This is a genomic window from Hahella sp. HN01 (assembly GCF_018986435.1).
In the GTDB taxonomy this organism is placed as follows: Bacteria; Pseudomonadota; Gammaproteobacteria; order Pseudomonadales; family Oleiphilaceae; genus Hahella.
Map to the genome: position 1 here is coordinate 1 of NZ_JAHMIN010000035.1, position 24,399 is coordinate 24,399.

General features: G+C 51.5%; 25 protein-coding genes. 3 read left to right on the forward strand and 22 right to left on the reverse strand.

The features are described from left to right. From KP814_RS25675 to KP814_RS25750, 16 genes are all read right to left on the reverse strand, one after another. A partial coding sequence (locus KP814_RS25675; RefSeq protein ID WP_216739463.1) for a transposase occupies nt 1–185 on the reverse strand: 185 nt, incomplete at its 3' end. 60 nt (nt 186–245) lie between these two features. Next, nucleotides 246–584, reverse strand: a complete 339-nt coding sequence (locus tag KP814_RS25680; protein ID WP_371824094.1) for a hypothetical protein — start codon at nt 582–584, stop codon at nt 246–248. Nucleotides 585–590: 6 nt separating this feature from the next. After that, entirely contained in the window at nt 591–1,172 is a 582-nt protein-coding gene (locus KP814_RS25685; RefSeq protein ID WP_216739464.1) for an imm11 family protein, read from the reverse strand. A 7-nt stretch (nt 1,173–1,179) separates the two neighbouring features. Next, nucleotides 1,180–1,761, reverse strand: a complete 582-nt coding sequence (locus tag KP814_RS25690; protein ID WP_216739465.1) for an imm11 family protein — start codon at nt 1,759–1,761, stop codon at nt 1,180–1,182. Nucleotides 1,762–1,767: 6 nt separating this feature from the next. Further along, on the reverse strand, nt 1,768–2,349 hold the full coding sequence (locus KP814_RS25695) for an imm11 family protein (RefSeq protein WP_216739466.1): 582 nt from the start codon (nt 2,347–2,349) through the stop codon (nt 1,768–1,770). Nucleotides 2,350–2,356: 7 nt separating this feature from the next. Beyond that, nucleotides 2,357–2,938, reverse strand: coding sequence for an imm11 family protein (locus KP814_RS25700; protein WP_216739467.1), 582 nt, complete (start codon nt 2,936–2,938; stop codon nt 2,357–2,359). Nucleotides 2,939–2,944: 6 nt separating this feature from the next. Continuing rightward, nucleotides 2,945–3,526, reverse strand: a complete 582-nt coding sequence (locus KP814_RS25705; RefSeq protein ID WP_216739468.1) for a hypothetical protein — start codon at nt 3,524–3,526, stop codon at nt 2,945–2,947. 10 nt (nt 3,527–3,536) lie between these two features. Beyond that, nucleotides 3,537–4,118, reverse strand: a complete 582-nt coding sequence (locus tag KP814_RS25710) for an imm11 family protein (protein WP_216739469.1) — start codon at nt 4,116–4,118, stop codon at nt 3,537–3,539. Nucleotides 4,119–4,123: 5 nt separating this feature from the next. Continuing rightward, entirely contained in the window at nt 4,124–4,705 is a 582-nt protein-coding gene (locus KP814_RS25715; RefSeq protein ID WP_216739470.1) for a hypothetical protein, read from the reverse strand. A 6-nt stretch (nt 4,706–4,711) separates the two neighbouring features. Further along, nucleotides 4,712–5,293, reverse strand: a complete 582-nt coding sequence (locus KP814_RS25720) for an imm11 family protein (RefSeq protein WP_216739471.1) — start codon at nt 5,291–5,293, stop codon at nt 4,712–4,714. A gap of 22 nt (nt 5,294–5,315) precedes the next feature. After that, nucleotides 5,316–6,155, reverse strand: coding sequence for an AHH domain-containing protein (locus KP814_RS25725; protein WP_216739472.1), 840 nt, complete (start codon nt 6,153–6,155; stop codon nt 5,316–5,318). Beyond that, a complete protein-coding gene (locus KP814_RS25730; protein WP_216739473.1) occupies nt 6,152–7,267 on the reverse strand; it encodes a hypothetical protein in 1,116 nt (371 codons plus the stop codon). The genes KP814_RS25725 and KP814_RS25730 overlap by 4 nt, the downstream gene beginning before the upstream one ends. A gap of 12 nt (nt 7,268–7,279) precedes the next feature. Further along, a complete protein-coding gene (locus KP814_RS25735; protein ID WP_216739474.1) occupies nt 7,280–8,647 on the reverse strand; it encodes a hypothetical protein in 1,368 nt (455 codons plus the stop codon). A gap of 4 nt (nt 8,648–8,651) precedes the next feature. Then, nucleotides 8,652–9,710, reverse strand: a complete 1,059-nt coding sequence (locus tag KP814_RS25740) for a DUF2169 domain-containing protein (RefSeq protein WP_216739475.1) — start codon at nt 9,708–9,710, stop codon at nt 8,652–8,654. Nucleotides 9,711–9,737: 27 nt separating this feature from the next. After that, complete coding sequence (locus KP814_RS25745; RefSeq protein ID WP_253938641.1) at nt 9,738–10,172, reverse strand: DUF4150 domain-containing protein; 435 nt, start codon at nt 10,170–10,172, stop codon at nt 9,738–9,740. A gap of 95 nt (nt 10,173–10,267) precedes the next feature. Further along, nucleotides 10,268–10,750 carry a DUF6484 domain-containing protein gene (locus tag KP814_RS25750; RefSeq protein ID WP_216739477.1) on the reverse strand — a complete coding sequence of 161 codons (483 nt, stop codon included), beginning with the start codon at nt 10,748–10,750 and terminating at the stop codon, nt 10,268–10,270. A 329-nt stretch (nt 10,751–11,079) separates the two neighbouring features. On the opposite strand from KP814_RS25750, the gene KP814_RS25755 reads away from it, so the two are divergent. Then, the gene (locus KP814_RS25755; RefSeq protein ID WP_216739478.1) at nt 11,080–12,855 is read left to right on the forward strand and encodes a thiamine pyrophosphate-binding protein; all 1,776 of its coding nucleotides are present in this window, start codon (nt 11,080–11,082) and stop codon (nt 12,853–12,855) included. Here KP814_RS25755 and KP814_RS25760 read toward each other — a convergent pair whose 3' ends face one another. The 5 genes from KP814_RS25760 to KP814_RS25780 all read right to left on the reverse strand — a co-directional run bounded on the left by KP814_RS25760 (nt 12,856) and on the right by KP814_RS25780 (nt 19,668). Beyond that, nucleotides 12,856–14,532: an acyl CoA:acetate/3-ketoacid CoA transferase gene (locus tag KP814_RS25760; RefSeq protein ID WP_216739479.1), complete on the reverse strand. Its 1,677-nt coding sequence runs from the start codon at nt 14,530–14,532 to the stop codon at nt 12,856–12,858. Nucleotides 14,533–14,545: 13 nt separating this feature from the next. Then, nucleotides 14,546–15,904 carry a TRAP transporter large permease subunit gene (locus KP814_RS25765; protein ID WP_216739480.1) on the reverse strand — a complete coding sequence of 453 codons (1,359 nt, stop codon included), beginning with the start codon at nt 15,902–15,904 and terminating at the stop codon, nt 14,546–14,548. A 4-nt stretch (nt 15,905–15,908) separates the two neighbouring features. Continuing rightward, nucleotides 15,909–16,613 (reverse strand): TRAP transporter small permease subunit, encoded by a 705-nt coding sequence (locus KP814_RS25770; RefSeq protein WP_216739481.1) that lies wholly within the window; start codon nt 16,611–16,613, stop codon nt 15,909–15,911. Between the two features lie 192 nt (nt 16,614–16,805). Then, nucleotides 16,806–17,879 carry a TRAP transporter substrate-binding protein gene (locus tag KP814_RS25775; RefSeq protein WP_216739482.1) on the reverse strand — a complete coding sequence of 358 codons (1,074 nt, stop codon included), beginning with the start codon at nt 17,877–17,879 and terminating at the stop codon, nt 16,806–16,808. 373 nt (nt 17,880–18,252) lie between these two features. Beyond that, nucleotides 18,253–19,668, reverse strand: coding sequence for a sigma-54-dependent Fis family transcriptional regulator (locus tag KP814_RS25780; RefSeq protein WP_127971808.1), 1,416 nt, complete (start codon nt 19,666–19,668; stop codon nt 18,253–18,255). 238 nt (nt 19,669–19,906) lie between these two features. Here KP814_RS25780 and KP814_RS25785 point away from each other — a divergent pair, with 238 nt between their 5' ends. Continuing rightward, nucleotides 19,907–20,602: an N-methyl-D-aspartate receptor NMDAR2C subunit gene (locus KP814_RS25785; protein ID WP_216739483.1), complete on the forward strand. Its 696-nt coding sequence runs from the start codon at nt 19,907–19,909 to the stop codon at nt 20,600–20,602. A gap of 15 nt (nt 20,603–20,617) precedes the next feature. On the opposite strand, the gene KP814_RS25790 is transcribed toward KP814_RS25785, so the two are convergent. After that, on the reverse strand, nt 20,618–22,327 hold the full coding sequence (locus KP814_RS25790) for a bifunctional diguanylate cyclase/phosphodiesterase (protein ID WP_216739484.1): 1,710 nt from the start codon (nt 22,325–22,327) through the stop codon (nt 20,618–20,620). A 218-nt stretch (nt 22,328–22,545) separates the two neighbouring features. On the opposite strand from KP814_RS25790, the gene KP814_RS25795 reads away from it, so the two are divergent. Further along, the gene (locus KP814_RS25795) at nt 22,546–24,399 is read left to right on the forward strand and encodes a TonB-dependent siderophore receptor (RefSeq protein ID WP_216739485.1); all 1,854 of its coding nucleotides are present in this window, start codon (nt 22,546–22,548) and stop codon (nt 24,397–24,399) included.

Genomic DNA, 24,399 nt, shown 5'->3' on the forward strand with positions numbered 1-24,399 from the left:
GTTTCGCCACGATCCTGCGCCAGCCGCGCTTTACTGCGCCAATTGTAAAGTTGTGACTCGTGCAGACCCAATTGCTTTGCGGCGGCGCTCACACCGATGCGTTGAGCTAACGCCAGGGCTTCCGCCTTGTACTCGTCGGAATAACGTTGGCGAGATTTGGAGTTTGATGTTTTCTGTTTGGTCATAGTTCACCTCTGTAGCGTAGTGTACTCGCTTAACAGGGTGTCTATCATTGGTGGGTAGGATCATACATAATCTTTGCTGTGTATCTTTCCTTTGCTATTGAGTAGCGTAAAGGGAACGGTTTCAGTCTCGGCTTGGTTGATGGAAGTAATTATTTGAGCGGCTGTTGCTCTAAACGCAAGCATTCTGCAGGCGTTACCAATAAAGGATGCTAGCTCTAAACCGTGAAACTTATCATCTAGGCTTAAGGTAACTTCTTCTATTCCATCTGGATATTCATCCGACAAGCGGAATCCTGCAATTAGGTCATAGGAGTCAATGCCGCCATGAGGCCCTTTGATGGTGAAACAGTAGTCACCATTGCTAGTGTCTCCGAGAGTGTTGAAGAGAAAATATTTCATTTGTAACTAGACGAACTCAATTTCGCTGAAAACCAAGTTTGTATGTTCAGCATTTAGTAGTGTATTAACTAGAGTTTCGCTGAATATATACTCTGCGGTCAAATGTTTAATGCGGAATATATGGGGGAGATCATCGAATTTTTCTTTGTTAAGGACTAGTTTTTCATAGTTGGCTACGTCACCATTATTTCTACGGTTACAAACTGTTTCTTTCCAGTTAATACAATCAATGGAGCCTACTGGGTTGATGAAGACATAGTCTTTGCTATGTACCTTTCCTTTATAGTCCAATAAGGTAAATGGGATGATTTCGATCTCAGATTGAGTGCTTGAGGTTATCAGGTTTGCTGCGCTTTTATTGAACGCGAGAATTCTGTGCGTGTTTCCGATATAAGATGCAAGCTCTAGTCCTACAAAGTTATCTCCAAGACGCCAATAAACATCTTCGATACCGTCCGGATACTCATCAGACAGTCTGAAGCCGGCGATTAAATCGTAGGAATCAACTCCACCGTCCGGTGTTTTGGAAGTAAAGCAATAGCTTTCGTTACTTTTATCGCCTAATGGATTGAATATAAAGTATTTCATTGCATGGCTAAGAGATTTCAATTTCGCTAAAAAACAAGTTTGTATGGCCAGCGTCCAGCAAGGCTTTGACCAGCTCCTCGCTGAACAAAAAGTAGCCAGTATGATTTTTTACTCTGAATATGTGAGGCGCTTCATTTAGTTTTGCTTTTGAAAAGACAACTTTGTCGTAGGTGGAGATATCCCCCTCGGAGTCACGAGTGCAGATAGATACTTTCCAATTGATGCAGTCTCTATCTCCAACTGGATTAAGGAAGACATAATCCGTGCTATGTACTTTGCCTTTCTGGTTATAGAGGATAAAGGGAACTGCCTCTATTTCAGACTCGCTCATCGAGGTGATGAGCGTGGCGGCATTTTTGTTGAAAGCGAGCATTTTATCAGTATTGCCGATGAAGGAAGCCAGCACAACGCCTGGAAATTGGTCTTCCAGGCTCAGAGTTACTTCCTCTATGCCATCAGGGTATTCATCCGACAAGCGGAACCCTGCGATTAGGTCGTACGAGTCAATGCCGCCATCAGGCGTTTTGGAAGTAAAGCAGTAGTTTTCTTCCTTTTTATCGCCTAAGAAATCAAATAAAAAATATTTCATTTTGAATTAGGCGAACTCAATTTCGCTAAAAATTAAGTTTGTATGTTCCGCTTTTAGTAGTGTATCAACCAGAGTTTCACTTAATATATATTCGTCAGTTAAAAACTGGAGGCGAAATAGGTCTGGAAGGGTGCCTATCTTTTTCTTGTCGAGGACCAGTCTTTCATAGCTGGAAACATCACCATTCGTGCTGCGATCACAAACTGTTTCCTTCCAATTGATGCAGTCAATAGAACCTACTGGGTTAATTAAAACATAGTCATTGCTATATACTTTTCCTTTGGAATTCAATAGGGTGAATGGAATTATTTCTATCTCTGATTGAACCGTCGATGTTATTAGTTTTGCTGAACTTTTATTAAATGCGAGAATGCTGTTTGGGTTTCCAATATAGGAAGCAAGCTCTAGCCCTATGAAGTTGTCTCCGAGACTCCAGTAAACATCTTCTATACCGTCTGGATATTCATCGGAAAGCCTAAACCCGGCAACTAAGTCATAGGCATCAACGCCACCTCTAGGAAACTTTGAAGTGAAGCAATAATCATCGTTGTCGGTATCACCTAGGGTGTTAAATAAAAAGTATTTCATTGTCTGACTAAGAGATTTCAATTTCGCTAAAAACTAAGTTTGTATGGCCGGCGTCTAGTAATGCTTTAATTAGGGCTTCGCTAAACAAATATAAACTGGTTTTATGTTTTGCGCGAAAGAGATGTGGCGCCCCCACTAGTTTTTCCCTGGAAAATACGAGCTTCTCATAAGACTTTATATCTCCCTTTGCATTTCGCTCACAGACTGACTCCTTCCAATTTATACAATCCCAGCTTCCTACAGGATTAATAAATACATAATCTTTACTGTGTACTTTGCCTTTGCTATTGAGTAGCGTGAAGGGGATGGTTTCAGTTTCTGCTTGGTTGATGGAAGTAATTATTTGAGCGGCTGATACGCTAAACGCAAGCAGTCTGTTGGCGTTGCCAATGAAAGAAGCAAGCTCTAAGCCAGGAAACTTATCTTCCAGTCTTAGAACAACATCTTCTATACCATCCGGGTACTCGTCAGATAAACGAAATCCTGCTATAAGGTCGTAAGAGTCGACTCCACCTTCAGGGGTATCCGTAGTGAAGCAATAGTCATCATTGCTCTTGTCCCCTAAGCATTTGAAAAGAAAATATTTCACTTTTAACTAGGCTATCTCAATCTCACTGGAAATTAAATTTGTATGATTTTCATCCAGTAGTGACTTGGTCAAAACTTCGCTAAATATATATGCGTTAGTTAAATACTTGAGCCGAAAAAGGTGAGGAGGATTATCTATTCTTTTCTTATCTAGAACTAATTTATCAAAGCTGGAAACATCGCCGTTCTTTCTTCGGGAGCAATCAGTTTCTTTCCAGTTTATGCAGTCAATCGCGCCCACAGGGTTAATAAAAACGTAGTCGTTACTATAAACCTTTCCTTTGGGCGTTAAGAGTATGAACGGAATAACCTCTATTTCAGACTGTGCTATTGATATAATTAGGTCTGCCGCCTTTTTGCTGAAGGCTAGCATTTGATTTGGGTTTCCTATATAAGAGGCCAAGACAAGCCCAGGAAACTGATCTTCAAGCTTAAGGGTAACCTCTTCAATGCCGCCAGGGTATTCGTTAGCTATTCGATAACCTGCGATTAAGTCCCATGAGTCAATCCCTCCTTCCGGCGTATCAGAGGTAAAATAGTAGTTATTGTTACTGGTGTCGCCAAGGGTGTTGAAGAGAAAATATTTCATACTAAACCTGTCAGATCACCTCGATATCTTCAAAAATCAAGTTAGTATGCCCCTTTTCAATAAGTGCATTAGCTAGGAATTCACTAAATAAATATAAATTTGTCTCAAATCTTACACGGAAAAGGTGAGGGGCTCCTTGTAATTTTTCCTTGGAAAAAACCAACTTATCGTAGGAGTATATGTCGCCATTATCTTCACGCTCACAACTGGACTCCTTCCAGTTTACGCAGTCCCAGTCTCCTACGGGATTAACGAAAACATAATCGGTACTGTGGACCCTCCCTTTGGGGTTAAATAAAGTAAAGGGAATAATCTCTGTCTCTGCTTGATTTATGGAGATGATTATGTTGGCGGCTTCCTTGTTAAAAGCTAACATGTCATTGGCGTTACCGATGAAAGAGGCAAGCTCTAAGCCAGGAAACTTATCTTCCAGTCTTAGAATTACATCTTCTATGCCATCTGGGTATTCATCAGATAAACGAAACCCAGCTATAAGGTCATAGGAGTCGATTCCTCCTTCTGGGGTGTCGATAGTGAAACAATAGTCATTATTGCTTTTATCTCCCAGGCAACTGAACGAATAGTACTTCATGATTTTCAAGCCACTTCGAGCTCAATAAAAACTAAGTTGTTGTGGTGAGCTTTCATTAGGGCATCTACTATGGTTTCACTAAATACGCATAAGCTGCTTTTATTTTGTATGCGGAATAAATTTGGAAAGTCTTTTGCTTTACTCTTATCCATGACAATTTTTTTATAGTTCGCTATATCCCCATTTTTTCTTCGGGTGCAAACCGTTTCATTCCAATTTACGCAATCAATGGCGCCTACCGGGTTGACAAAAACATACTCCTCGCTATGCACATTTCCTTTTGGATTTAAAAGGGTGAATGGTACTAGTTCTATCTCACATTCGCTTAACTGGTGTATTAGATTTGCAGCCGAAATGTGGAAAGATAATAAGTTACTGGCATTACCAATATAGGAAGCTAACTCCAATCCTGGGAATCTATCATCAAGCTTCAAGAATACCGGTTCTATACCATCTGGATACTCATCTGACAGACGCAGACCAGAAGTTAAATCATACGTGCTTACGCCACCATCAGGTGTTGTTACTGTAAAGCAGTACTCTTCTTTATCTCTATTTCCTAAACAATTAAAGAGAAAATATTTCATTTTAAGTCAGGCGACTTCAATGTCCTTGAATACTAGATTTGTATGGTTTTTCTCTAATAGAGCATTTACTAAAGTTTCACTGAATAGATAGAGGCTGGTATCGAACCTGATGCGAAATAGGTTGGGACGCTGATCTAATTTCTCTTTTGAAAAAACAAGTTTCTCGTAAGTTTCAATATTGCCTTCACTATCTCTAGTACAAATAGATTCTTTCCAGTTAACGCAGTCTACAGTGCCAACAGGATTGATGAAGACATAGTCCTCACTTCTAGTTTTTCCTTTGTGGTCAAGTAGAGTAAAGGGTATTACTTCTGTTTCACTTTGATTGGTGTCTATGATGATCTTCGCAGCATCTTTGCGAAAAACAAGCATACGATCAGGGTTTCCTATATATGAAGCCAAGACTAGGCCTGGATACTCTTCTTCTAGCCTTAGTACGGTTTTTTCAATTCCGTCTGGGTACTCGTCAGCTATGCGATATCCCGCGATTAAGTCCCAGGAATCAACGCCGCCTTCGGGCGTGTCAGAGGTAAAGCAATAATCTTCATTGCTAGTGTCACCTAATGTGTGAAATAAAAAATATTTCATTTTTATGTCCTATGGCCTTTAATCATTTTAATGCTTTGGCGGGAGAAACTTCGTTTATCTTCGTCGATTTTTTGCTGGCCCTATTTTTCGCTGATTCCAATATTATTTCTTTATATATTTTATTGGAGGCATCCTCTAATTTTCTTTTTAAAGCTACAGGATCAGGTTTGCTGTGTGGTTTTCCTTTTTTCATTTCACTAGCTATTTTCTTGTAAGGCTCTAGTGCTTTTCTTACATAGTCTAAAATTTCTTTGCTATATTTTGGGTGACTACCATAATGCGAAGGAAGCCCGGTTTTGGCTGAAGCGCTTCTTTGTGTCGGTAATATCAGGCTGTTATCTTTATGGTTAATATTGTACTTCTCATCTAACAGTCCATTAACTATCAAAATCCGCAAGTCAGGCAGGTCTTTTGATATTTTTTCTATACCATTTCTTACCGAACTTATATTAACTATATGATGCACCTGATTGCCGTAAGGGGCGAAGCCGGTGGTGAAGTTATTCACTTCCACTAAAGTCAGTGCATCACCTTTTTTGCTGGTGAAGCTTTTGCCCGCTGCGCCGTCGTGGCCGCTGCCGTCTTTGGTGTAGTTCGACAGGTTGGAGGTGGCGACGGGGCCGGTACCTCTGCCTGTAATGTGATACTTTTCGTTTGGGTGTGCATTGTAGGCGTCGCAGCCGGGTTTCGTTTTGGCTTTTTCTACGCCCTGCCAGCGATAAGAGCAGCTGTTGTTTTTCTTGTAAGACTGTTCATGGCGAGCCAGGCAAGAACCACCCTCCATGCCTTGCACCGTTTTGTGCGGGCCATAGCCGTCGGTGTAACACTCATGAGGTCCTTCTGACTTTTGCTTTTTGCTCATAACATCGCCTTTTGTAATATGCACGCACAGGTGTCGCCGTAATCCGAGCTGGACAGGATCGTCGCATAAGGCGCCTGGGATTGTCCCAAGGCTAATGCCTGGGCGGCGATGGCGATATTCAGCGCGCCGCTGGCGGCGCCTGTTTCGCCCACTGACTCCGCTACTGCTTTGAATCCGCCCGCCAGGCTTGGTCCAATTGATGAACCGGGAATCGCCATGCCTAACTCAGTACTGCGCCAGTGCTCTCCATTAATATCGGTATAGAGTTCTGTCTGGAAGTCCGGCCCGAAGTTCTGCATGGCTTGATTCAACGCATTGATCAATCCGCGCCCCTGGGTGCGGCCAATTTGCCAGAATCCATAATCGTCTTCGCTGCAGGCAGTGGCTTTCAACCAGGCCATTGGCTTGCCCCCGCGTTGCTGCAGGGCGTCGGCCCGCTCCAGAATCAGAGCTACTGCCGCCTCTCCCGGCGCCAGGCCGTGGGCGGAGTCAGGCGTTTTCAGACGCCCGGCTTCGTTCAGCCACAACAGGGAAAAACCATCCAGCATCGAGTCGACGGCTATGATAATGCCCCGGTGAATCGCGCCAGCTTCCATTTTACTTTTTAAAGCGAGAATTGCCTCACCGATCCCGGCATGGCCACTGCAAAAATATCCCCGCTGCTCCAGCGGGATGTTGAGTCCGTGCTTGATCAGCAAGCCGCTGAGCAGGCTTTCAGAGCTGTAAGGAGGGCGTATTCTGCGGTCATAGTAGAAGCGGTCGCCTTCCAGGGTCGGCAAGACGATTGCGCAGCCGGTGGGCGTCTGAGTCAGTTTGGCTCCGGGAGTTTTACCTCGCTGGATAAGATTGCCCAGAGCGTGGTCCGCCAACAGGCGCCAGCGGGCAAGGGCGGAAAAGCCCTCGGTGACTGCGGCGACCGGATGTCCGATTAACGGAACCATGTCGTGCTCATCGCCATCGAACACTTTAAACCCGCTCACTTCAGTGCTTCTGGACATGCCGGCGAGGATCGAGGCGAAGCTGTCTTGCATGCCTCTTCCTACGGAAGTGATCGCGCCGACTTCGCTGACGGCGATAGGAAGCTCAGTATTAAAGTCCTGTGGGGTGCTCATAGGAAGGCTCTCTTACCACTGTCCTGGAGTATGGGCTGATCCGTGCTCTTGCACCCACTGGGCGATGCCGGATAACTGTCTATATTGTTGTTTGACGGGGTTCTCTACCGAGAACGGCGCGCCGAGTCCGAACCGGATGCACAGTTCATACTGAATCCAGCGGCGCAGGAAGTCGGGCGTACGAGGGCTGGCCAAACTTCTGCCGATAGTTTGTGGGCAGGCGGGTTCCCCATAACGGTAGCGTAAAGCCGGATCAAATCGGCTCTCATTATCCAGCATCCATTGGCGCCATTTCGCCGGGTCCCGGGAGAGCTGCTCTATGTTCTCGCCATAGGGGCGTCCGCCTGGATGCTGGGGAGATTTGCCGTTCTTAAAGTCCGCAATCTCATGATCAAACAGATCTTCTTCAAAAAAACGTTCTTCATGGAAGGCTTCTTCATAAAGATTAGCGCCGACCAGTAGATTCAATGCGTGTGCGGCGTGATAGGCCAGCTCATCGTCAGTCAGAGCGGGCAATAAAAAGTTCACGGCTCTGAGATCGCCGCTGATGCCCAGCGCGGCAATCAGGTCGATATTCATTTTTTCCTTATTGATAGCCTGCAGAACGATCTGCATTTGTTGTCTAATGCCGGCCAGAGCAATAGGGATAGCGAATGTCAGAGGCTGATTGAGCAATTGAGGGAGGACATGGGTCTCTCCAAGCCGCAACATTCCCACCGCCGCCAACTGCCGCACTGCGGTGGAATCATGTTCTAACAGCGGATAAAGCAGCTTGGCGTGGCTTGTCGTATGGTTCTCCGCTACATTTTCAAGCGCGCTTGAAAGAAAGGGAGAAGGCATGTTCTCAAGAAGGTTTTTAGCGCCTTTGTCCGACATTTTGCGGGTGATCGCTACAGCGGACGCGATAATCGGAAACAACTTATGGTGAGTGGTTTCCAAAATCGCCGCCAGCTTGATGCGCCACTCTTGAGGATAATCCTGGCGTAATGCGCGTGCGGCGGCGGTTATCTTGTCATATTCTTCAGACTCTTCCTCAAGCTCATCGTCGATGCCTTTCAGCAATGTTTCCCACAACAGAGAAATGCATTGCCCGTCATGAGCCTGACAGAAAAATCTGGCGATGGCGTAGATCTCGCCTGAGTCGGCTTTTGACAAATGCTTCAGACAGGTTTGCTTGGCCGCATCGCCGCCTGATGTGAGCGCGAAAATATGCGCATCCAACCGGTCTTCCAGATCTTGAAGATCTCTCCAGGTTATTTCCGGGTCATTTCTCCATGCGAGATAGCTGTTGTATAGAAAAGACGCTTCTTCCAGGTGCTCCAAATATAGCTGACGACAAAACTCGTCTACAGGAGCGAAGTTAAGAGGTCCTGCTCCCATGTATCTAAGACTCCAGTTTCACATGTTTCATGACTTCGACGCCGGGGATCTGGGCGTTTATTTCCGCTACGCTGTTAAAGCCGCCGTTAAGCGGTATGACGCAGCGCCAAATCAGGAACACCTTATGTTCGTCGGTGTTGACGATGAGCGTATCCAGTTCGCCTTTGTCCCTAAGAACGCCAGCTCCGCCTTGAAGCTGTACGTGACATTCCGGTGCAGGCAGGTTGGGCAGGAAAAACTGCAGGCGGCCACGAGGGGAAGCGTTGACTATGGTGACTTCTTCGTTGCCTGCCAGATAGCCGTCCAACACCAGTCCGGGCGATGCGGCGTTGTAAAACTTCTTGCTGAAGTCAAAAGGGAGTAAGGGCCTGCGCGTCTTCTCCCAGGTTTCATCGTAGGTGCCCGCGTACTTAATGCGCGGTTCCCAATGGCCTTCGATAAAGCCGAAACCAACGGGCGCTGGCGCATCATTGTAAGCGCGGATCAAATCGTCCGGATTCTCCAGGTTCGGCAGAGGAACGCCTTCTTCGAAATCTTCCAGCGGGTCGCGATACCCCACTCCCATGGGATTGCGGGACTCCTGGCTGATTTTTTCGCCATCGTCGCCACGGGGATCTTTGCCGCCAAATGCGCGCTCGTAGATCAGCGGTATTTTCTCGAAGGGCGCAGGAGCGGTGGCGATGGGGTGGGAAGGTCCCATTGTCCATTGCCGGTCTCCGAACACTTGCACAATTTTTCTTGCCGGGCCTACGCGGATGCCAACTTTGACGCTGGCGTCGTTTTTCCGCTCAGGGTAGGCGTGGCCGATCAGAACAATATCGGCGGCAGGTTTAAAGTAGACGCATTCAGGCTCGTATTTCAGGCTGGACTCGCCAGGTTCGCCCCAGTATTCGCCAGCTAAACATAGCGGCGCCTGTTCGTCCGCCAGTCGTAGCTGCTGGTTGCCGACGATGTCATAAGTCGCCTTCACAACCAGCGTCAGGACGGGGACGAACTCTTCATCATTCAGGTAAAGGGGCTCAACAACAAAAGGGGTTTTATTGGTTATTTCCGGGTGCGGCATTGTTGATCGTTATTCACTGACCGAAGATTAAAGTTCTTTTTTGCAAATGATGCACTTTGGTTTTTCGGTGATCGGCATCGCTATGATGGGTTTTTGCAGCACAGGGAAAGGCGGCGTATTCATCTTGTTGTGCAGCATGATGTCAAAGGCGCGCGGCACGTTTTTCCCTTCGAATTTGGTGTCGAAGGAGTACATGGAAAACTCCGCCTTATTCTTGATGGTGCCTGAAGCGACGCCGCCTCCCGCCGTACCGCCTTCGTCACCTGTACTGGTTGAGAAATTCGAGTCTTTCAGACAGACGGGATTACCGTCGCATTTAACTTTTTTAGCGCCCTTGGCCGAGTTGCTGGACATGGCGATGTTGGGATAGGGGATCGGAACAGGGCCGCCCGGCGTGGGTGTTTTACAGACGTCCGGGAAACAGATGGTCACTCCACCGCTGTCCTTGTGTACTACGGACATATGATTTACGCCGACTGTAACGCCCATTGCTATATTCCTTAATCTCTTGAAATCTCGTGTATATTCGCCCAGCGTCGTCTTCGACGCAACCGTTCTTAGTTGATCGCGACGTTGGCGCCTTTGATTTTGTTGGATGACATGGCGCGGTTCAGAATATCTTTGCCTTTGATGACGACCTTGCCGTCAGCTCGCAACAGGATGCTGCTTTTGCCGCACACTAATTGAATTTCATCACGCGCGTCGAAACGTACCTTTTTACCATCTATAACGGCGCCATCTGTCTTTCCAACAGGCAGCACGACCGTCTGACTTTCATTGGGAACCAGCGCTTCGCCAATGACGCCGATAATGATCGGAGATTTTTTGCGTCCGCCTTCGAATAACATCAGCAGTTGTTGACCTGGAACGGCCTGGCTGGGGGGGATTGTGATGGTGGTTTTGGCGAGAAGCGCGCCTTCGCTGTTGCCGGGAAAGTCAATCCATGCGCGACCTTTAGCGTCCACTTCCACCAGTTTTCCAATAATTGGCGTGGCGGCGGTTTCCGCTACGGATTCAAATAACTCGTTGACTGCACCCATGGTCGCGCCTCTTTCCTTTGGTGTTGAAAATAAACTTAATAATCAAGCGACGTTTGACGTCGAAAACCGTCATGCAAAGTGGGGCGACGGTCAAAAAATTGATTCCACCAACTAGCCCAAACCCCTTGTAATAAAAAGGCTGTTGGCCGATGTGATTTGGCGGATCATTCACAAATACAAGTGTGACTAAAGGATACATCAGCCTACCACGCCTTACTACCGCCATAAGGCCGAGAGGGGCTCAGTGAGTTTGAGTTGGCCAGTTGACACGGCTTGGTTTAAGGTTCCTGAAACAATAAGCAAATATGGAACAGGGAATGGACTTGCATATGAAACACGGTGGCGATCTGGTGGCTGAGGTCTTGTTGGAGCAAGGCGTTGGGGCGTTATTCACTCTGTGCGGCGGGCATATTTCGCCTATTCTTTCTGGTTGCCGCAAAGCGGGAATGCAGGTGATTGACGCGAGGCATGAGGCGAGTGCGGTATTCGCCGCTGACGCATACGCGCGCTTGACGGGAATACCTGGTGTGGCGGCGGTGACGGCGGGTCCAGGGGTGACCAACGCAGTCACGGCGTTGAAAAATGCGCAGATGGCGCAGTCTCCATTGATCATGCTTGGCGGGGCCAGCGCTACGGTACTGCGCGGACGCGGCTCCTTGCAGGATATCGATCAGACCGGGCTATTGGAAACCACGGTCAAACAATGTTTTGCGGTGGAGAAAGTTCGCGACATTGCTTCGACTTTACAGGAGGCGTTCAGAGTCGCCTGCGCTGGCGTGGCCGGGCCCATATTCGTTGAACTCCCCATCGATCTGCTTTATCCAGAGCAAGTGGTAAGAGAATGGTATGGCGTAAAAGGAGGAGAGCAGGGGAAAGGCAGTCTTGGTGGGAAGGCTGTGCAATGGTATCTGGACTTTCATGCGGAACAGATGTTCAAAGGGGCTCAGGATTCGCCGCAGCGCAGCACGTTACGAGCCCTACGCCACACTGCGACGGACGTGTCTCTGGATGTGATTGATGCGGTCAAGAATAAATCGTTGGCGGCGGTGGCGGCGCCGTCCCTGCGTAAGGCGAAGCGTCCCGCCGTGGTGATCGGCGGTCAGGCGTTGCGTCATCCTGAGCAGGCGGACAAGCTCATCTCCGCGATTGAGGCATTGGGCGCGCCGGTTTATCTCTCTGGCATGGCGCGGGGCCTGCTGGGTCCGGATCACCCACTGCAGCTAAAGCATCATCGCAAGCAGGCATTGCGGGAGGCGGATTGGGTTTTATTGGCTGGCGCGCCTTGTGATTTTCGTCTCGACTATGGCTCTCATATCTCCCGCAAAGCGACGTTGGTGTCTGTGAATGCACAGCGCGAGGACCTGTTTAAAAATCGCTTGCCAACCATTCCGGTTTTGGGAGATCCCGCCGCTTTCCTTGTGCAATTGGCGGAGTCATGTGGAGAGACTATGCAATGGGACGCTGATTGGCTGGAATCATTGCGTGAAAGGGACCGGCAAAGAGAAAAAGACATCCGTGCGCTGGCGTCGACAGCGCACGGGCGCATTAACCCTCTGGATCTGCTATTGCAAATCGACGCGGCGATGGACGAGAGAAGCGCGATCATTGCCGACGGTGGCGATTTTGTGGCCTCCGCCGCCTACACGCTGCGTCCTCGCTCGCCGTTGAGCTGGCTTGACCCAGGCGTGTTCGGGACGCTTGGCGTTGGCGGCGGTTTTGTATTGGGGGCCGCGGCGGCGACGCAAGGGGCTGAGCTGTGGCTGCTGTATGGAGATGGCTCTTGCGCCTATTCCCTCGCGGAGTTTGATACCTTTGTTCGTCATAACATCGGTGTGATAGCCGTGGTCGGCAATGACGCCTGCTGGAGCCAGATCGCCCGTGATCAGGTGGAAATTTTGCAGGACGACGTGGGCGTTATGTTACGTCGCACGGACTATCATAAAGTCGCCGAGGGGTATGGCGGGGTTGGCTTTCTGCTGGATAAGCCGGCTGATATTGCTCCCGTGTTACAAGAGGCGAAAGCGCTGGCGCGTCAGGGCAGGCCAGTATTGATCAATGCGATTCTGGACCACTCGGACTTTCGCAAAGGCTCAATATCCGTCTGATCAGTCCCGCGAAGCCTCTGTGTTAAGAGCGCTGTGATAACGATGTTCTATGGCTTCGTCGGCTGACTCGTCGCCAGCGTCGCACAAGGGGAGGGGAGATACCTCCGGTGGCGAGGCGCTGCCGGTGAAAGGCAGTTTTAGATGCATGAGACCGCTGCGAAACAGTTCGATTGGCATGATCTTCAGTTTGGGGGAAATACGTGGGCGGAACCCCATATGGGCGAGAATATCCCGATCAATCTGCACTCCGGGTGCAATTTCCGTCAGCTCCAGGCCGTCCGGTCGCAGACGAAACACGCAACGCTCTGTGATGTAGGTGACCTTTTGACCGCGCTCCAGGGCGTAACGACCGCTGAAGGTGAGGTGCTCGACGTTGTTCACCAGCTTCATGGTGGCGTCCGCCACGCCGAACTCCAGGCCATTGCCGGTGATGCGGATGTCGTAGTCGCCCGCCAGGAAGGTGCCGAGAAAGTACACTTCCTTGGCGTTCTGGCTGATATTGATAAAACCGCCGGCGCCGGACATGCGCTGACTGAAGCGGCTGACATTGACGTTGCCCTCACTGTCCATCTGCGCCATGCCCAGGAACGCCTGATCCAGGCCGCCGCCATCGTAGAAGTCGAACTGGGAGGGGTGATCAATGATCGCCTCGGCGTTCATAACCGCGCCAAAACTAAGGCCGCCGGCGGGAAATCCACCGATGCCGCCTGGCTCGATTGTCAGCGTGACTTCATCCATTAAGCCTTCCTCCGTTGCAACCGTCGCCATGGTTTCGGGCATTCCGATACCGAGATTGACGATAGCGCCGGGACGCAGCTCCATCACCGCGCGGCGGCAAATCAGTTTGCGAATATCCAACGCCGCTTTGTGATCGCATAAGTGCAGATTGATTTCGCCGCTATAGGCCGGGTTATAGCTTTCCGCAAACGTCTGTTGATGGTGTTCGGGCGGCGCCACCACAACCTTGTCCACCAATATGCCGGGGATGCGGACACGGGAGGGATGCAGACTGTGACGGGCGGTCAGTCTTTCTACCTGAACAATGACCAGACCGCCGCTGTTATGAGTGGCCTGGGCGATGGCCAGACTCTCCAGAGGCATCGCCTCTTTTTCCATCGTGATGTTGCCTTTGGGGTCGGCGGTGGTGCCGCGCAGCAGGGCCACATGAATGGGGAAGGCTTTGTATAGCAAATATTCCTGGCCCGCCACATTGAGCAGCTCTACCAGTCCCGGAGGCGTATTGTCATTGATGCGCCCGCCATCGTAGCGGGGATCGACGAATGTATGCAGCCCGACATGGGTGACGACGCCGGGTTTGCCTGCGGCGATATCGCGGTATAAGTGCGTGATGACCCCTTGAGGCAGGTTGTAGGCTTCGATTTTGCCTTCGCAGGCCAGTTTGCCGAGTTTCGGCACCAAACCCCAGTGCCCGCCGACCACCCGTTTTACTAATCCTTCATGGCCAAGGTGATTCAGCCCGCGCTCTTTGCCGTCCCCCTGGCCCGCCGCATAGACGAGGGTCAGGTCGCGAGGCGACTGGGTTTCCTTAAATCGCTTTTCCAACGCTACGGCGAGAGTTTCCGGAAAACCGATGCCGACGAAGCCTGCGGTGGCGACGGTGCGTCCGTTTTCAATCAGGGAAGCAGCTTGTTCGGCACTAATTACTTTCGGGTGCATAACAACCTCGGAGTCATGGATTGGCGTAAGCTTGCTGGGGTAGCCAGGTGACCAGTTGCGGCCACATGAATACCAGCACCAGGGCGGCCAGCTGGAGGAAAATAAAGGGGGTAACGCCGCGGTAGAGAGTTCCGACTTTGATTTCCGGCGGCGCGACGCCTTTGCAATAAAACAGGGCGAATCCTACCGGCGGTGTCAAAAAAGACGTTTGCAGGCAGACGGCGAACATGACGGTGAACCACACCAGATCGAAGCCGAGTTGCTGCACGACCGGCGCCACCAGCGGCAGGATGATCAAGGTGATTTCGATCCAGTCTAGGAAAAAGCCGAGCAGAAACGCGCAGGCGAGAATGCATATGATGACGCCGTTAGGGCCAAATGGCAGGCCGGTCAGGGCGTTCTCAATTAACTCATCGCCTCCCAGTCCCCGCAAAACCAATGAAAACGCGGTGGCTCCGATCAGTATGGCGAAGATAAACGCGGTGGTTTTGCTGGTTTGGCGGCAGACATCGCGCAGCATGTTCACATTAAGCTTTTTATTGCGCCAGGCCAGGAAGGTGGCGCCGAAAGCGCCGACGCCGGAGGCTTCTGTGGGCGTCGCCAGACCGAAGAATATAGAGCCCAGCACTGCAAGAATCAGTAACGCCGGCGCCATGATTGAACGTAATGCCGCTAATGCGACCTTGCCGCTGAGAGGTTCTGCGTCCGCGGCGGCGGGCGCGATGCTGGGATCGAAGCTGGCGCGGGCGACGATATAAATAATGTAAGCGGAACCCAGAAGAACGCCAGGCATGACGGCGCCGAGAAACAAGTCGCCGACAGACATGGCCAGTTGGTCAGCCATCATCACCAGCATGATGCTGGGAGGAATCAGGATTCCCAGGGTGCCGACGGCGCACACCGAGCCGACCGCCAGTTCCGACTGATAGTGGTTTTTCAGCATCACTGGCAGCGCCAGCAGGGTCAGCAGGGCGACCGATGCGCCAATGATGCCGGTGGATGCGGCCAGCAGCAGTCCGATGATCACGACGGCGACGGCGGTGCCCCCGTTCATGCGACCAAATAACTTGGAGATGTCGTTCATCAGGTTTTCGGCGACGCCGGAGCGATCCAGCATTTGTCCCATGAAGACGAACATGGGCAGCGCCACCAGCACCCAGTTGTTCATGATGCCCCAGATGCGATCCACCGATAGCGCGGTGTAGTCCCAATCGACGCCGACGAATGCGTCCAGATAGGTGTCCGCGAACAGGGCGACGCCAGTGAATACCACTGCTACGCCCCCCAGTAACCACGCGACGGGAAAACCGGAAAAAATAAGAATAATGAATGTGGCGAACATTGCGATGGCCAGGACTTCATTCAGCTCCATCGCATTACCTCGGTTTCAGAAAAAGATAGACGAACACGCGGCTGAATCGGGACGCCGTCGCGATGGAAAGAAGCAGTAAGCCAATGGGCAGCGCCGCCTTGATCGCCCATCGATAGGGCAGTCCGCCGGGAGACAAAGAGCGTTCGCCGCTGAGCCAGGCGCCATAAACGTATGGAAATGCGTAATAAGTCAGCAGCGTAAGGAACGGGATCAGCAACAACAGAATGCCGAGAAACTCAATCCAGCTACGGGATCTCAGTGAAAGGCGTTCGTGGATGACATCCACTCTCACGTGATCGTCGGACTGATAGCAATAAGACAGGGCGGTGAGGAATCCAATGGCGTACAGATGCCACTGCAACTCTTCAAACTCAATGCGCCCTTCGCCGAAAAAGTAGCGCATCACCACATTGGTCATGATCACCAGCATCAGGACGGGCCAGATCCAGGCGCTGGCTTCGCCAATGCGGCGCACGAATGTGTCCAGTAATCTGGACAGTCGCGTATGCGGCAGCTCCTGCGGTGGAGGCGGGCTCGCTTCGGCGCTCAAGTTAGAGAAAGCGTCATTAGGTTCAGAAGAAGAGGGCGAGAGGTGTTGTGAGGATGCGTCGAGGCCGCGCTCATGGCGCAATCGTTCGCTCTGAGACGGTAATGCGCCGCTCAGTGCGTCGGTGTTGGCGCTTTCAGCCTTGATAGGATGCGCCTGCATAAGGAAACTCCTGCTTATTATTCTTACTGCGGGCTATAATACGGGCGTCCCTTTGGCGGAACGGGATGGCCACCAGCCGAAAAAGGTGGGGGCCGGGCCCCCACAAAGTGTCGTAGCGACACCCTAGAACGCTATGGGTACTGCTTACCTCAAGGAAATCAGACAAGGCTGCGCAACTTTCCGGCTAACCGCCTAGAAATCGCGCGGTAAATATCCCAGCTGCTTCCACCGCTTGTACTGCGCTTCGAAGGCCAGCTGATTTTCGTAAACCTTTTTGAAGTCCGCATCTTTGGCGGCTTCCGCATCGAGTACTTTTTTGGTCACTTCCTGCAGACTGCGCAGGATGTTCTCCGGCAGTCTGCGCGCGGCGGCGCCGTCAGCCTCCAATTGCTCCATGGCGCGACCCTGAATGGCTTCGCTACGCGCCAGATCGCGCGTGACGCCAGCCTGACACGCCATATTGATCATTTCCTTATCGCTATCGGAGATAGCCTCCCACTCCTGCTTGTTGACGACCAAGTGGAATGCGGAGTGCGGCTGATGCCAGCCAGGGAAGTAGTTGTATTTGGCGACTTTGTTGAAGCCGAGTTTCTGGTCGACGGCGGGAAGGGAGAATTCCGTCGCATCAATAGCGCCTTTTTCCAACGCCTGGAAGATTTCGCCACCGGGCAATACTGTCACGGACGCGCCGAGATCCTGCATGATTTGGCCGCCGATGCCGGCGAAGCGGACTTTCAGACCTTTGAGGTCTTCAAGGCCATTGATTTCTTTTTTGAACCAGCCTGCGGTTTCCGGCCCGGTCAGGCCGCACAGAACAGGATGAATGTTGTCGCGATGATAGACGTCTTCCGCCATCTGGCGGCCTTCGCCTTCATACCACCAGGCGATATATTCCCAAGGCTCCATGCCGAAGGGTACGGAAGAGAATAATACGGAGGAGGCGATACGGCCCTGGTCGTAACCCAGCCAAGTGTAGCCGGCTTCGATTTTCCCGCTTTTGACAGCTTCGGTGATGTCCAGCGTGGGCGCCAGTTTATTAGGCTCGTAGTGCTTGATCATGATGCGGCCGCCGGAGGCTTTATTAAGCGACTCCATGACGCCTGGAATCGTGTCGCCCAGAGCGGGAAGGTTACTGCCGTACGCCGCCTGCATTTTCCAGCGTACTTTGTCGGTCGCCTGCGCCACGCTTGCGCAAGTCAGTGTGGCGACAATCAGGACTTTGGCGAGCGCGCGCGAAGATAAGGATGAGGTTCCATGTAAATGCATAGTATTTCCCTAAATTTCTTTTTATTGCCGACTACTACCGGAAGGCAGAATACATATATTAGGCCAGCTTTTAAACTCCTTAATTTTCATATAGATACGTATCAAATATGACCTGTTGTCCAGCAGGTGTACGGAAGCCCGGACAGACGGTCTGCCTGGCGCCCCTGGGAGCTTGTAATCGCTGACATTGGTGAGGCTATGGAGTTGTCCGCATTTTCAGACAATGTATGAAGAGTCGGACAAAAATGGTGGGGAGGTTAGTTATAAAATTATTAGTACAAGTTTATCTGCGCAGGCAGATTAAATATGTTTTTTGTACCGTTTTTCTGCATATATCTGGCTAAAAAACTCGGAAAAGGCGTCTGGCGACGCCTTATATCAACTCATGCTTTTGCAGTTTTTCGTAGAAGGTGGCGCGGGATATCCCCAACGCCTTCGCACTGGCGGAGCGGTTACCATTACAGGCGGACATCGCCTGCTTGAGAAAATTACGCTCCGCCTCCGCCATGGCCTCTGATAGTGGCTTGACGGCTTCGCGGCGTTTTTCCTTATCTCCGGCGCCCTGCAGGTGGGCGAAGTCCGCGACGGTCAACTCAGTTCCCTCTGCGAAAATAAAGGCGCGCTCCAATGTGTTGTGAAGCTCCCGCACGTTGCCGGGCCAGTGATAGGTGTGCAATAACCGCATCGCCTCGGCGTTGGGTTTGCGCAAAGGTAATGCGGAGGCGTCGCAGAATTGTCGCAGCATGTTGCCAACTAATAGCTCAATGTCGCCTTCTCTATCCCTCAGTGGCGGCACCTCGATAGGCAAAACGTTTAAGCGATAGTACAAGTCGGAACGGAATTCACCGGTCTCCACCATTTGCTTCAGATTGCGGCTGGTGGCGGCGATGATGCGTACGTTGACGCGAATGATGCGATTGGAGCCCAGGGCTTCGAATTCCTGTTCCTGCAGCACCCGCAATAACTTGGTCTGCAGGCTCAAAGACAAATCGCCCACTTCGTCCAAGAACAGCGTGCCGCCGTCGGCAAGCTGGATTTTTCCGATGCGCCCTTTGCGGTCCGCTCCGGTATAAGCGCCAGGCGCTGCGCCAAAGAATTCCGCTTCCAGCAGGCTTTCCGGTATCGCCGCCATGTTGACGCCGACGAACGGTCGCTCCGCGCGCACCGATGCGTGATGGATGGCGTGGGCCAGCACTTCTTTGCCCGTGCCGGTTTCGCCCAGCAGCAACACGGTAGTGTCCAACTCCGCCGCTTGTCGCGCGCGCCGGATGAGTTCACGAATGACCGGGCTTTGTCCGATAAAATCCGCGAAGGAGTATTTCGCCTGTCGCATGTCCGCCAACTGCTTTTCCGCCGTGGTGGGCACGCCGCGCAGGCGACCAAACTTTTCCACCAGGGGTTTCATGTAGTCCAGCTGCTTGTAAAACACGAAACCAATGCCACCAATGACTTGATCCTGGTCGTCCCGGATCGGCATACGGGTCACCACCATCCAGGTGCCGCGAATGCGCATGAGATCGAGAAGAATAGGGCGGCCGCTTTCCACTACCTGACGCATCATGCTGTTGGGAATGGCTTCTTCCACCGGGCGGCCGACGTATTTCGCGGCGTCTTCCGGCAGTTCCAGCAGTAGGCGATATTTGTCGCTGAGCCAGCGAATTCGGGCTTTTTGATCGACGATGATGCTGCCTTCGCAAAAACTGTCCAGCAGATCCATCAGAGGATTATCTTGAATAAAGGCTAATTGGGCTTCGATGGGAAGCCGACTGTCTGATATTGAGGTTGCCATGTCTACGCCGTCCGTTTCTTAATCCGACCCTGTCCATTGAGAGGGACCGAATGACAACAAAAGTACTCCACGTGTAACCGGGAAACATACTCCGAAAGCCGTCGTCAGGCAATGAAACTGTGGGGTTACAACAATGGTTTAGGTAAAAAGTTCAATGTTTGAACAATTCGGGCGGCGATTGCTGTTATTGACGCTGCGATCAGGTTTTTAGTTAGTGTGAGTCTGAAGGTATGATGCCATGACACGACGTCGTCACCTGATGTCGAGCCTCTGTTTTAACAAGGACGCACTGATGCCGGAAAACGACTTGTTTATCCGTTGGCGACAATTATTTCCCCATGCGGCCCCAGAAACTGTCAACAGCTGCTTTGCCGGATTGCGCAACGCCTACTCGGAACCCCATCGTCATTACCATACCTTGGCGCATATTCAGGCTTGCCTGAACCATCTCGATCAGGTTGTTGGCGATTTGGCGGACCCGCGTGGGGTGGAGTTGGCGCTTTGGTATCACGATATTGTCTATCAGATAGGACATGCGGATAACGAAGCGGACAGCGCGCGACGCGCGGTGGCTGAACTGGGTCAACTGGGTGAAAGGCCCGAGATGGCGGCGCAGGTGCGGGACTTGATTCTTCACACCCGCCATCCGTCGCAACCGGACTCTCATGACGCCGCGTTGCTGGTGGATATTGATCTGGCGATATTGGGCACCGCTCCCGCTTTGTATGACCAATATGAAGGCTGGATCAGGCAGGAATACCAAGACATCCCCTGGCCGCAATACTGCGCTGGGCGCTGTCGAGTGCTGCAAGGCTTTCTGAATGACGGCTTTATTTATCAGACGGATAGGTTCCGTAATGAGCGGGAGTCCAACGCCAGAGAAAATCTAAAGCGGGCGTTGACTTGTCTTATGGAGCGGGAAGGAGATAAATAAGGAGGAGTTGGCGAATCAGGGCTGTGAGGGCTTCAAGCCATAGCGCAGCATGTCCGTCGCAATGGTGGCGGGGACCGGTTTGCTGAAGTAAAAACCCTGGGCTTCGTGGCACCCCAGTTCGCGTAATTTTTCCAGTTGCTGAACGGTTTCGATGCCTTCCGCGATGACCTTGAACCCCATGTGTTCGGCGATCGCCAGGATGGCTTTGACGATGGCGATATCGTCGCTGGATTCACAGATATTGCTGATAAAGGAGCGGTCGATTTTGAGACGGTTGAATGGGTACTTTTTCAGGTATTCCAGATTGCTGTATCCCGTGCCGAAATCGTCGATGGCGATATCGAACCCCTGTCGCCACAGCGCTTGCAGTTGTCCGCCGCCTTTGGGGTCCATCAGGCTGCTCTCGGTCAGCTCCAGTTCAAAGTCGTTCGGAGACAGATGATAGCGGCTGAAAACGTCGACAAAGTCTTCGGTGAAGTCGTCTCGATACAGTTGTACAGGTGAAATATTTATCGCCATGCGCACCCTCGGTCCGACACTGCGCCAGGCGACGATCTGCTGGCAGACCTGCTCGATCATCCACAGACTCAGGTCATAAATGTGCCCATTCTCCTCCGCCAGAGGGATAAAACGTGCGGGGCTGATAAAGCCTTTGTCCGGGTGTTGCCAGCGTAGCAGAGCTTCAAAGCCAACCAATGTCTCTTTATGTATGTCCACCAGAGGCTGGAAATATACTTCAAACTGTTGTTCGCGCATGGCCTGAAACAGCGCCTGGGACAGCCACCAACGCTCGTAGTTCTCCGCATCCATTTCTGGAACGAACTTCTTCAGCAGGTTGCCGCCTTCTTTCTTGGCCTCCAGTAACGCCATTTCCGCTTTATTGAAAAGAACGCGCCATTCTCGCGAATGCATGCTGGGCGGCATGTAGCCGATAGAGAATTTCAGCAAAAACTCTTGCGACTGGATCATGAACGGCTGTTGCAACCGGTGCTGCAACAAACGCAGCTGGGAGGCGGCGTCGTTCTCAGAGGCTTCCAGCACGACGCCGAACTTGCCTGGTCCGAGACAGCCCATCAGTATGCCTGGCGGGAAAATGGCGGACATGCGTTCGACGACTGTGCGGCTGATCTGCTTCTCGGACACATCACGATCCAGACTGCTGAGCAGTCCGATCAGGGTCTGGTCTAAGTCAATCTCACATACGGCAACACAAAAAGAGCTGTCTTTTTTCTTCTTGAACAGCGTGTTGGCGATTTCCAGCAGGATTTCTTTGCGCGGCAGGCCGGTGACCGGGTCGTATTGCTCAAGCAGACGAATATTCTGATTCTGAAAGTCATGCAGCTTTTTCAGTTTCAGCAGGTTGTTGACCCGGGCGCGGAGTTCCCGGCGATTAAACGGCTTGCTGACATAATCTTCCGCGCCGGCCTCCAGTCCCGATACGCAGGAGTCTCTGTCCGCCAGTGCGGTCAGCAGAATAATAGGGATATGTTTCCAGGCTTCATGAGATTTGATCTCCCGCGTCAGCTCAAACCCATTTTTACCCGGCATCATTACGTCCAGAATGATCAGGTCCGGCTCATAACTGGCGACGGTTTTCAGGGCGTCGCAACTGTTGTTCAGTTCATGGACGTCACAACCTTCAGCGCGAAAGACATCCGCCAGCAGTCTAGTGTTGCGCTGTTCGTCATCGACTATTAACAGCCTGCTTCCCTCGAGCTGGAGCATAAGGTTCTTTTCCATCGCCTGATCTTTAAAGTCTAGTCAAGAATTGCTGCAAATTTAACGTCTCAAATCAGGACTTTTTGTAATAGGCGAGTTGCTTCTAATGCGATGGAGAGGGGGCTGATTCGATTGGCCAAGCCATTACGGCCGCTGTGTGTTTTTTTGTTAAATCCCAGCTTGTTTCTATACTGAGATTAACGGTTCAAGGGAGTTTCGAGGATATGAAACAACGACCGTCCGACCTCGCGAAAATAGCTGGATGTTGGCTGATGGCGCTATTTTCCTCCACCGTATCTGCGTCAAGAGAGGATCTGGTGCTCGACATAAAGGGCGCCAGTCTGGAGCAGCTTATGGGGCTGAAAATCTCCACGTTGTCTCGCAAGCAGGAATTACTCGCCAGAGCCCCGGCGGCGGTTTACGTCATTACCCGGGACGATATCCGACGCATGGGCGTCACCCATATTGCGGAAGCGTTGCGCTATGTTCCCGGGCTTGAAGTGAATCGTTTTGAAGGAGGCAAGTGGAGCGTGAGCGCCCGCGGATTCAGTTCCGCCACCACCAACGCGAATAAGATGCTGGTGCTGATCGACGGGCGCAGCATTTATAGCATGCTGTATTCCGGCGTGTTGTGGGAGGAAAAGGACGTCATGCTGGAAGACGTGGACCGCATTGAAGTGGTGCGCGGACCCGGCGGCACCTTATGGGGCGCCAATGCGGTCAACGGCGTCATCAATATTATCACGCGTAACGCCGCGGAGACTCAGGGCGGGGCGGTGACGGTCGGCGCGGGATTGGAGGAACGTGGCTTGTATCAACAGCGTTACGGCTGGAAGGTCGGTGAAGAAGGTTTTGCACGGATCTATGGCAAAGGGGTGTATCGCGACAATAGCGGCGGCCTGGGGACGGAAGACGACAGTGAACATCTGCAAACAGGTTTCAGGGTGGATCTGGGGCGCGGCCGTCAGGATGAATACACGATTCAGGGAGACTACTATCGGGGCGAAGCCGGCGCGACGGAGGATTTCCACGGCGGCAACCTGATGTTCAATTGGAGTCATACCTTTTCTGAGCAGCGCAGCCAACAACTGCTGTTTTATTTCGATAACACCGTGCTGGAAACCACTGGCCTCGACGATAAGCGCGATATCTGGAATCTGGAATACCAGCTGCGCAATCAGTTTGGGCTTCACGATGTCGTAGCGGGACTGGGTTATCGGGTGGTTCATGATGAAGTTCTGTCGCCTTCGGAGACATCCGGCTTAAGACCGGAGAGACGGAGTGATGAGGTCAAGAATCTGTTTATTCAGGATGAAATCAAACCCTTTGGCGAGAATTTTCGTGTCATCGCTGGAACCAAATATGAAGTGAATGACTACTCCGGCGAGGAGTGGCAGCCCAGTGTACGACTGGCTTATGACTTCCCTGACGCAATTGTCTGGGCGTCCTGGTCCAGGGCGGTGCGCGTGCCGACGAGACTGGAGCACGACCTGTATGCGCCGGGATTGGTGGGGGCTCAGAGCCTGCTGCCGGAGCGCGCTAAATTTTACGAGGTCGGGGGCCGGAAATCCTGGAAGCAGTGGACGTTGGACCTGTCCGCCTATCACGGCGAGTACGATGATCTAAGAACGGTAGGGCCTAGTGGCATCCACAATGAAATGACCGGCGATGTCCGAGGCGTTGAAGTCTCATTGGATTACAAGCCAAATCCCATCTGGCGGTTGCGTCTCAACGCCAGTCATATGGAAATGGATATGGAGCCAGATCCATCCAGCGTTTCACTGGTCAGTGCGGAGAGTCTCGAAGATGCGTCCCCCAGAGACATGGCTCAACTGATTTCTTACTGGGACATTTCACCCTCTTGGAGTTTGAACGCCTACCTGCGCTATGTGGATCGCATTCAGTATTCCAATATCCCCAGCTTTCTTGTGGCTGACTTCAGTGTGGTGTGGAGGCCGACGGAAGATCTGCGCGCGCAATGGGTTCTGCGCCATTTGGGAGACCCGCATCCGGAGTCAGTGGGTCTGAATGGCGAAGTCGAGTCCGACGCCGCGTTTTATCTGGGCTGGGAGTTTTAG

Bases quoted from the DNA above. Each gene is read 5' to 3' on its own strand.
- KP814_RS25680 (WP_371824094.1), bottom strand. From the start codon at position 584: ATGAAATATTTTCTCTTCAACACTCTCGGAGACACTAGCAATGGTGAC.
- KP814_RS25685 (WP_216739464.1), bottom strand. From the start codon at position 1,172: ATGAAATACTTTATATTCAATCCATTAGGCGATAAAAGTAACGAAAGC.
- KP814_RS25690 (WP_216739465.1), bottom strand. From the start codon at position 1,761: ATGAAATATTTTTTATTTGATTTCTTAGGCGATAAAAAGGAAGAAAAC.
- KP814_RS25695 (WP_216739466.1), bottom strand. From the start codon at position 2,349: ATGAAATACTTTTTATTTAACACCCTAGGTGATACCGACAACGATGAT.
- KP814_RS25705 (WP_216739468.1), bottom strand. From the start codon at position 3,526: ATGAAATATTTTCTCTTCAACACCCTTGGCGACACCAGTAACAATAAC.
- KP814_RS25710 (WP_216739469.1), bottom strand. From the start codon at position 4,118: ATGAAGTACTATTCGTTCAGTTGCCTGGGAGATAAAAGCAATAATGAC.
- KP814_RS25715 (WP_216739470.1), bottom strand. From the start codon at position 4,705: ATGAAATATTTTCTCTTTAATTGTTTAGGAAATAGAGATAAAGAAGAG.
- KP814_RS25720 (WP_216739471.1), bottom strand. From the start codon at position 5,293: ATGAAATATTTTTTATTTCACACATTAGGTGACACTAGCAATGAAGAT.
- KP814_RS25725 (WP_216739472.1), bottom strand. From the start codon at position 6,155: ATGAGCAAAAAGCAAAAGTCAGAAGGACCTCATGAGTGTTACACCGAC.
- KP814_RS25730 (WP_216739473.1), bottom strand. From the start codon at position 7,267: ATGAGCACCCCACAGGACTTTAATACTGAGCTTCCTATCGCCGTCAGC.
- KP814_RS25735 (WP_216739474.1), bottom strand. From the start codon at position 8,647: ATGGGAGCAGGACCTCTTAACTTCGCTCCTGTAGACGAGTTTTGTCGT.
- KP814_RS25740 (WP_216739475.1), bottom strand. From the start codon at position 9,710: ATGCCGCACCCGGAAATAACCAATAAAACCCCTTTTGTTGTTGAGCCC.
- KP814_RS25745 (WP_253938641.1), bottom strand. From the start codon at position 10,172: ATGTCCGTAGTACACAAGGACAGCGGTGGAGTGACCATCTGTTTCCCG.
- KP814_RS25750 (WP_216739477.1), bottom strand. From the start codon at position 10,750: ATGGGTGCAGTCAACGAGTTATTTGAATCCGTAGCGGAAACCGCCGCC.
- KP814_RS25755 (WP_216739478.1), top strand. From the start codon at position 11,080: ATGAAACACGGTGGCGATCTGGTGGCTGAGGTCTTGTTGGAGCAAGGC.
- KP814_RS25760 (WP_216739479.1), bottom strand. From the start codon at position 14,532: ATGCACCCGAAAGTAATTAGTGCCGAACAAGCTGCTTCCCTGATTGAA.
- KP814_RS25765 (WP_216739480.1), bottom strand. From the start codon at position 15,904: ATGGAGCTGAATGAAGTCCTGGCCATCGCAATGTTCGCCACATTCATT.
- KP814_RS25770 (WP_216739481.1), bottom strand. From the start codon at position 16,613: ATGCAGGCGCATCCTATCAAGGCTGAAAGCGCCAACACCGACGCACTG.
- KP814_RS25775 (WP_216739482.1), bottom strand. From the start codon at position 17,879: ATGCATTTACATGGAACCTCATCCTTATCTTCGCGCGCGCTCGCCAAA.
- KP814_RS25780 (WP_127971808.1), bottom strand. From the start codon at position 19,668: ATGGCAACCTCAATATCAGACAGTCGGCTTCCCATCGAAGCCCAATTA.
- KP814_RS25785 (WP_216739483.1), top strand. From the start codon at position 19,907: ATGACACGACGTCGTCACCTGATGTCGAGCCTCTGTTTTAACAAGGAC.
- KP814_RS25790 (WP_216739484.1), bottom strand. From the start codon at position 22,327: ATGCTCCAGCTCGAGGGAAGCAGGCTGTTAATAGTCGATGACGAACAG.
- KP814_RS25795 (WP_216739485.1), top strand. From the start codon at position 22,546: ATGAAACAACGACCGTCCGACCTCGCGAAAATAGCTGGATGTTGGCTG.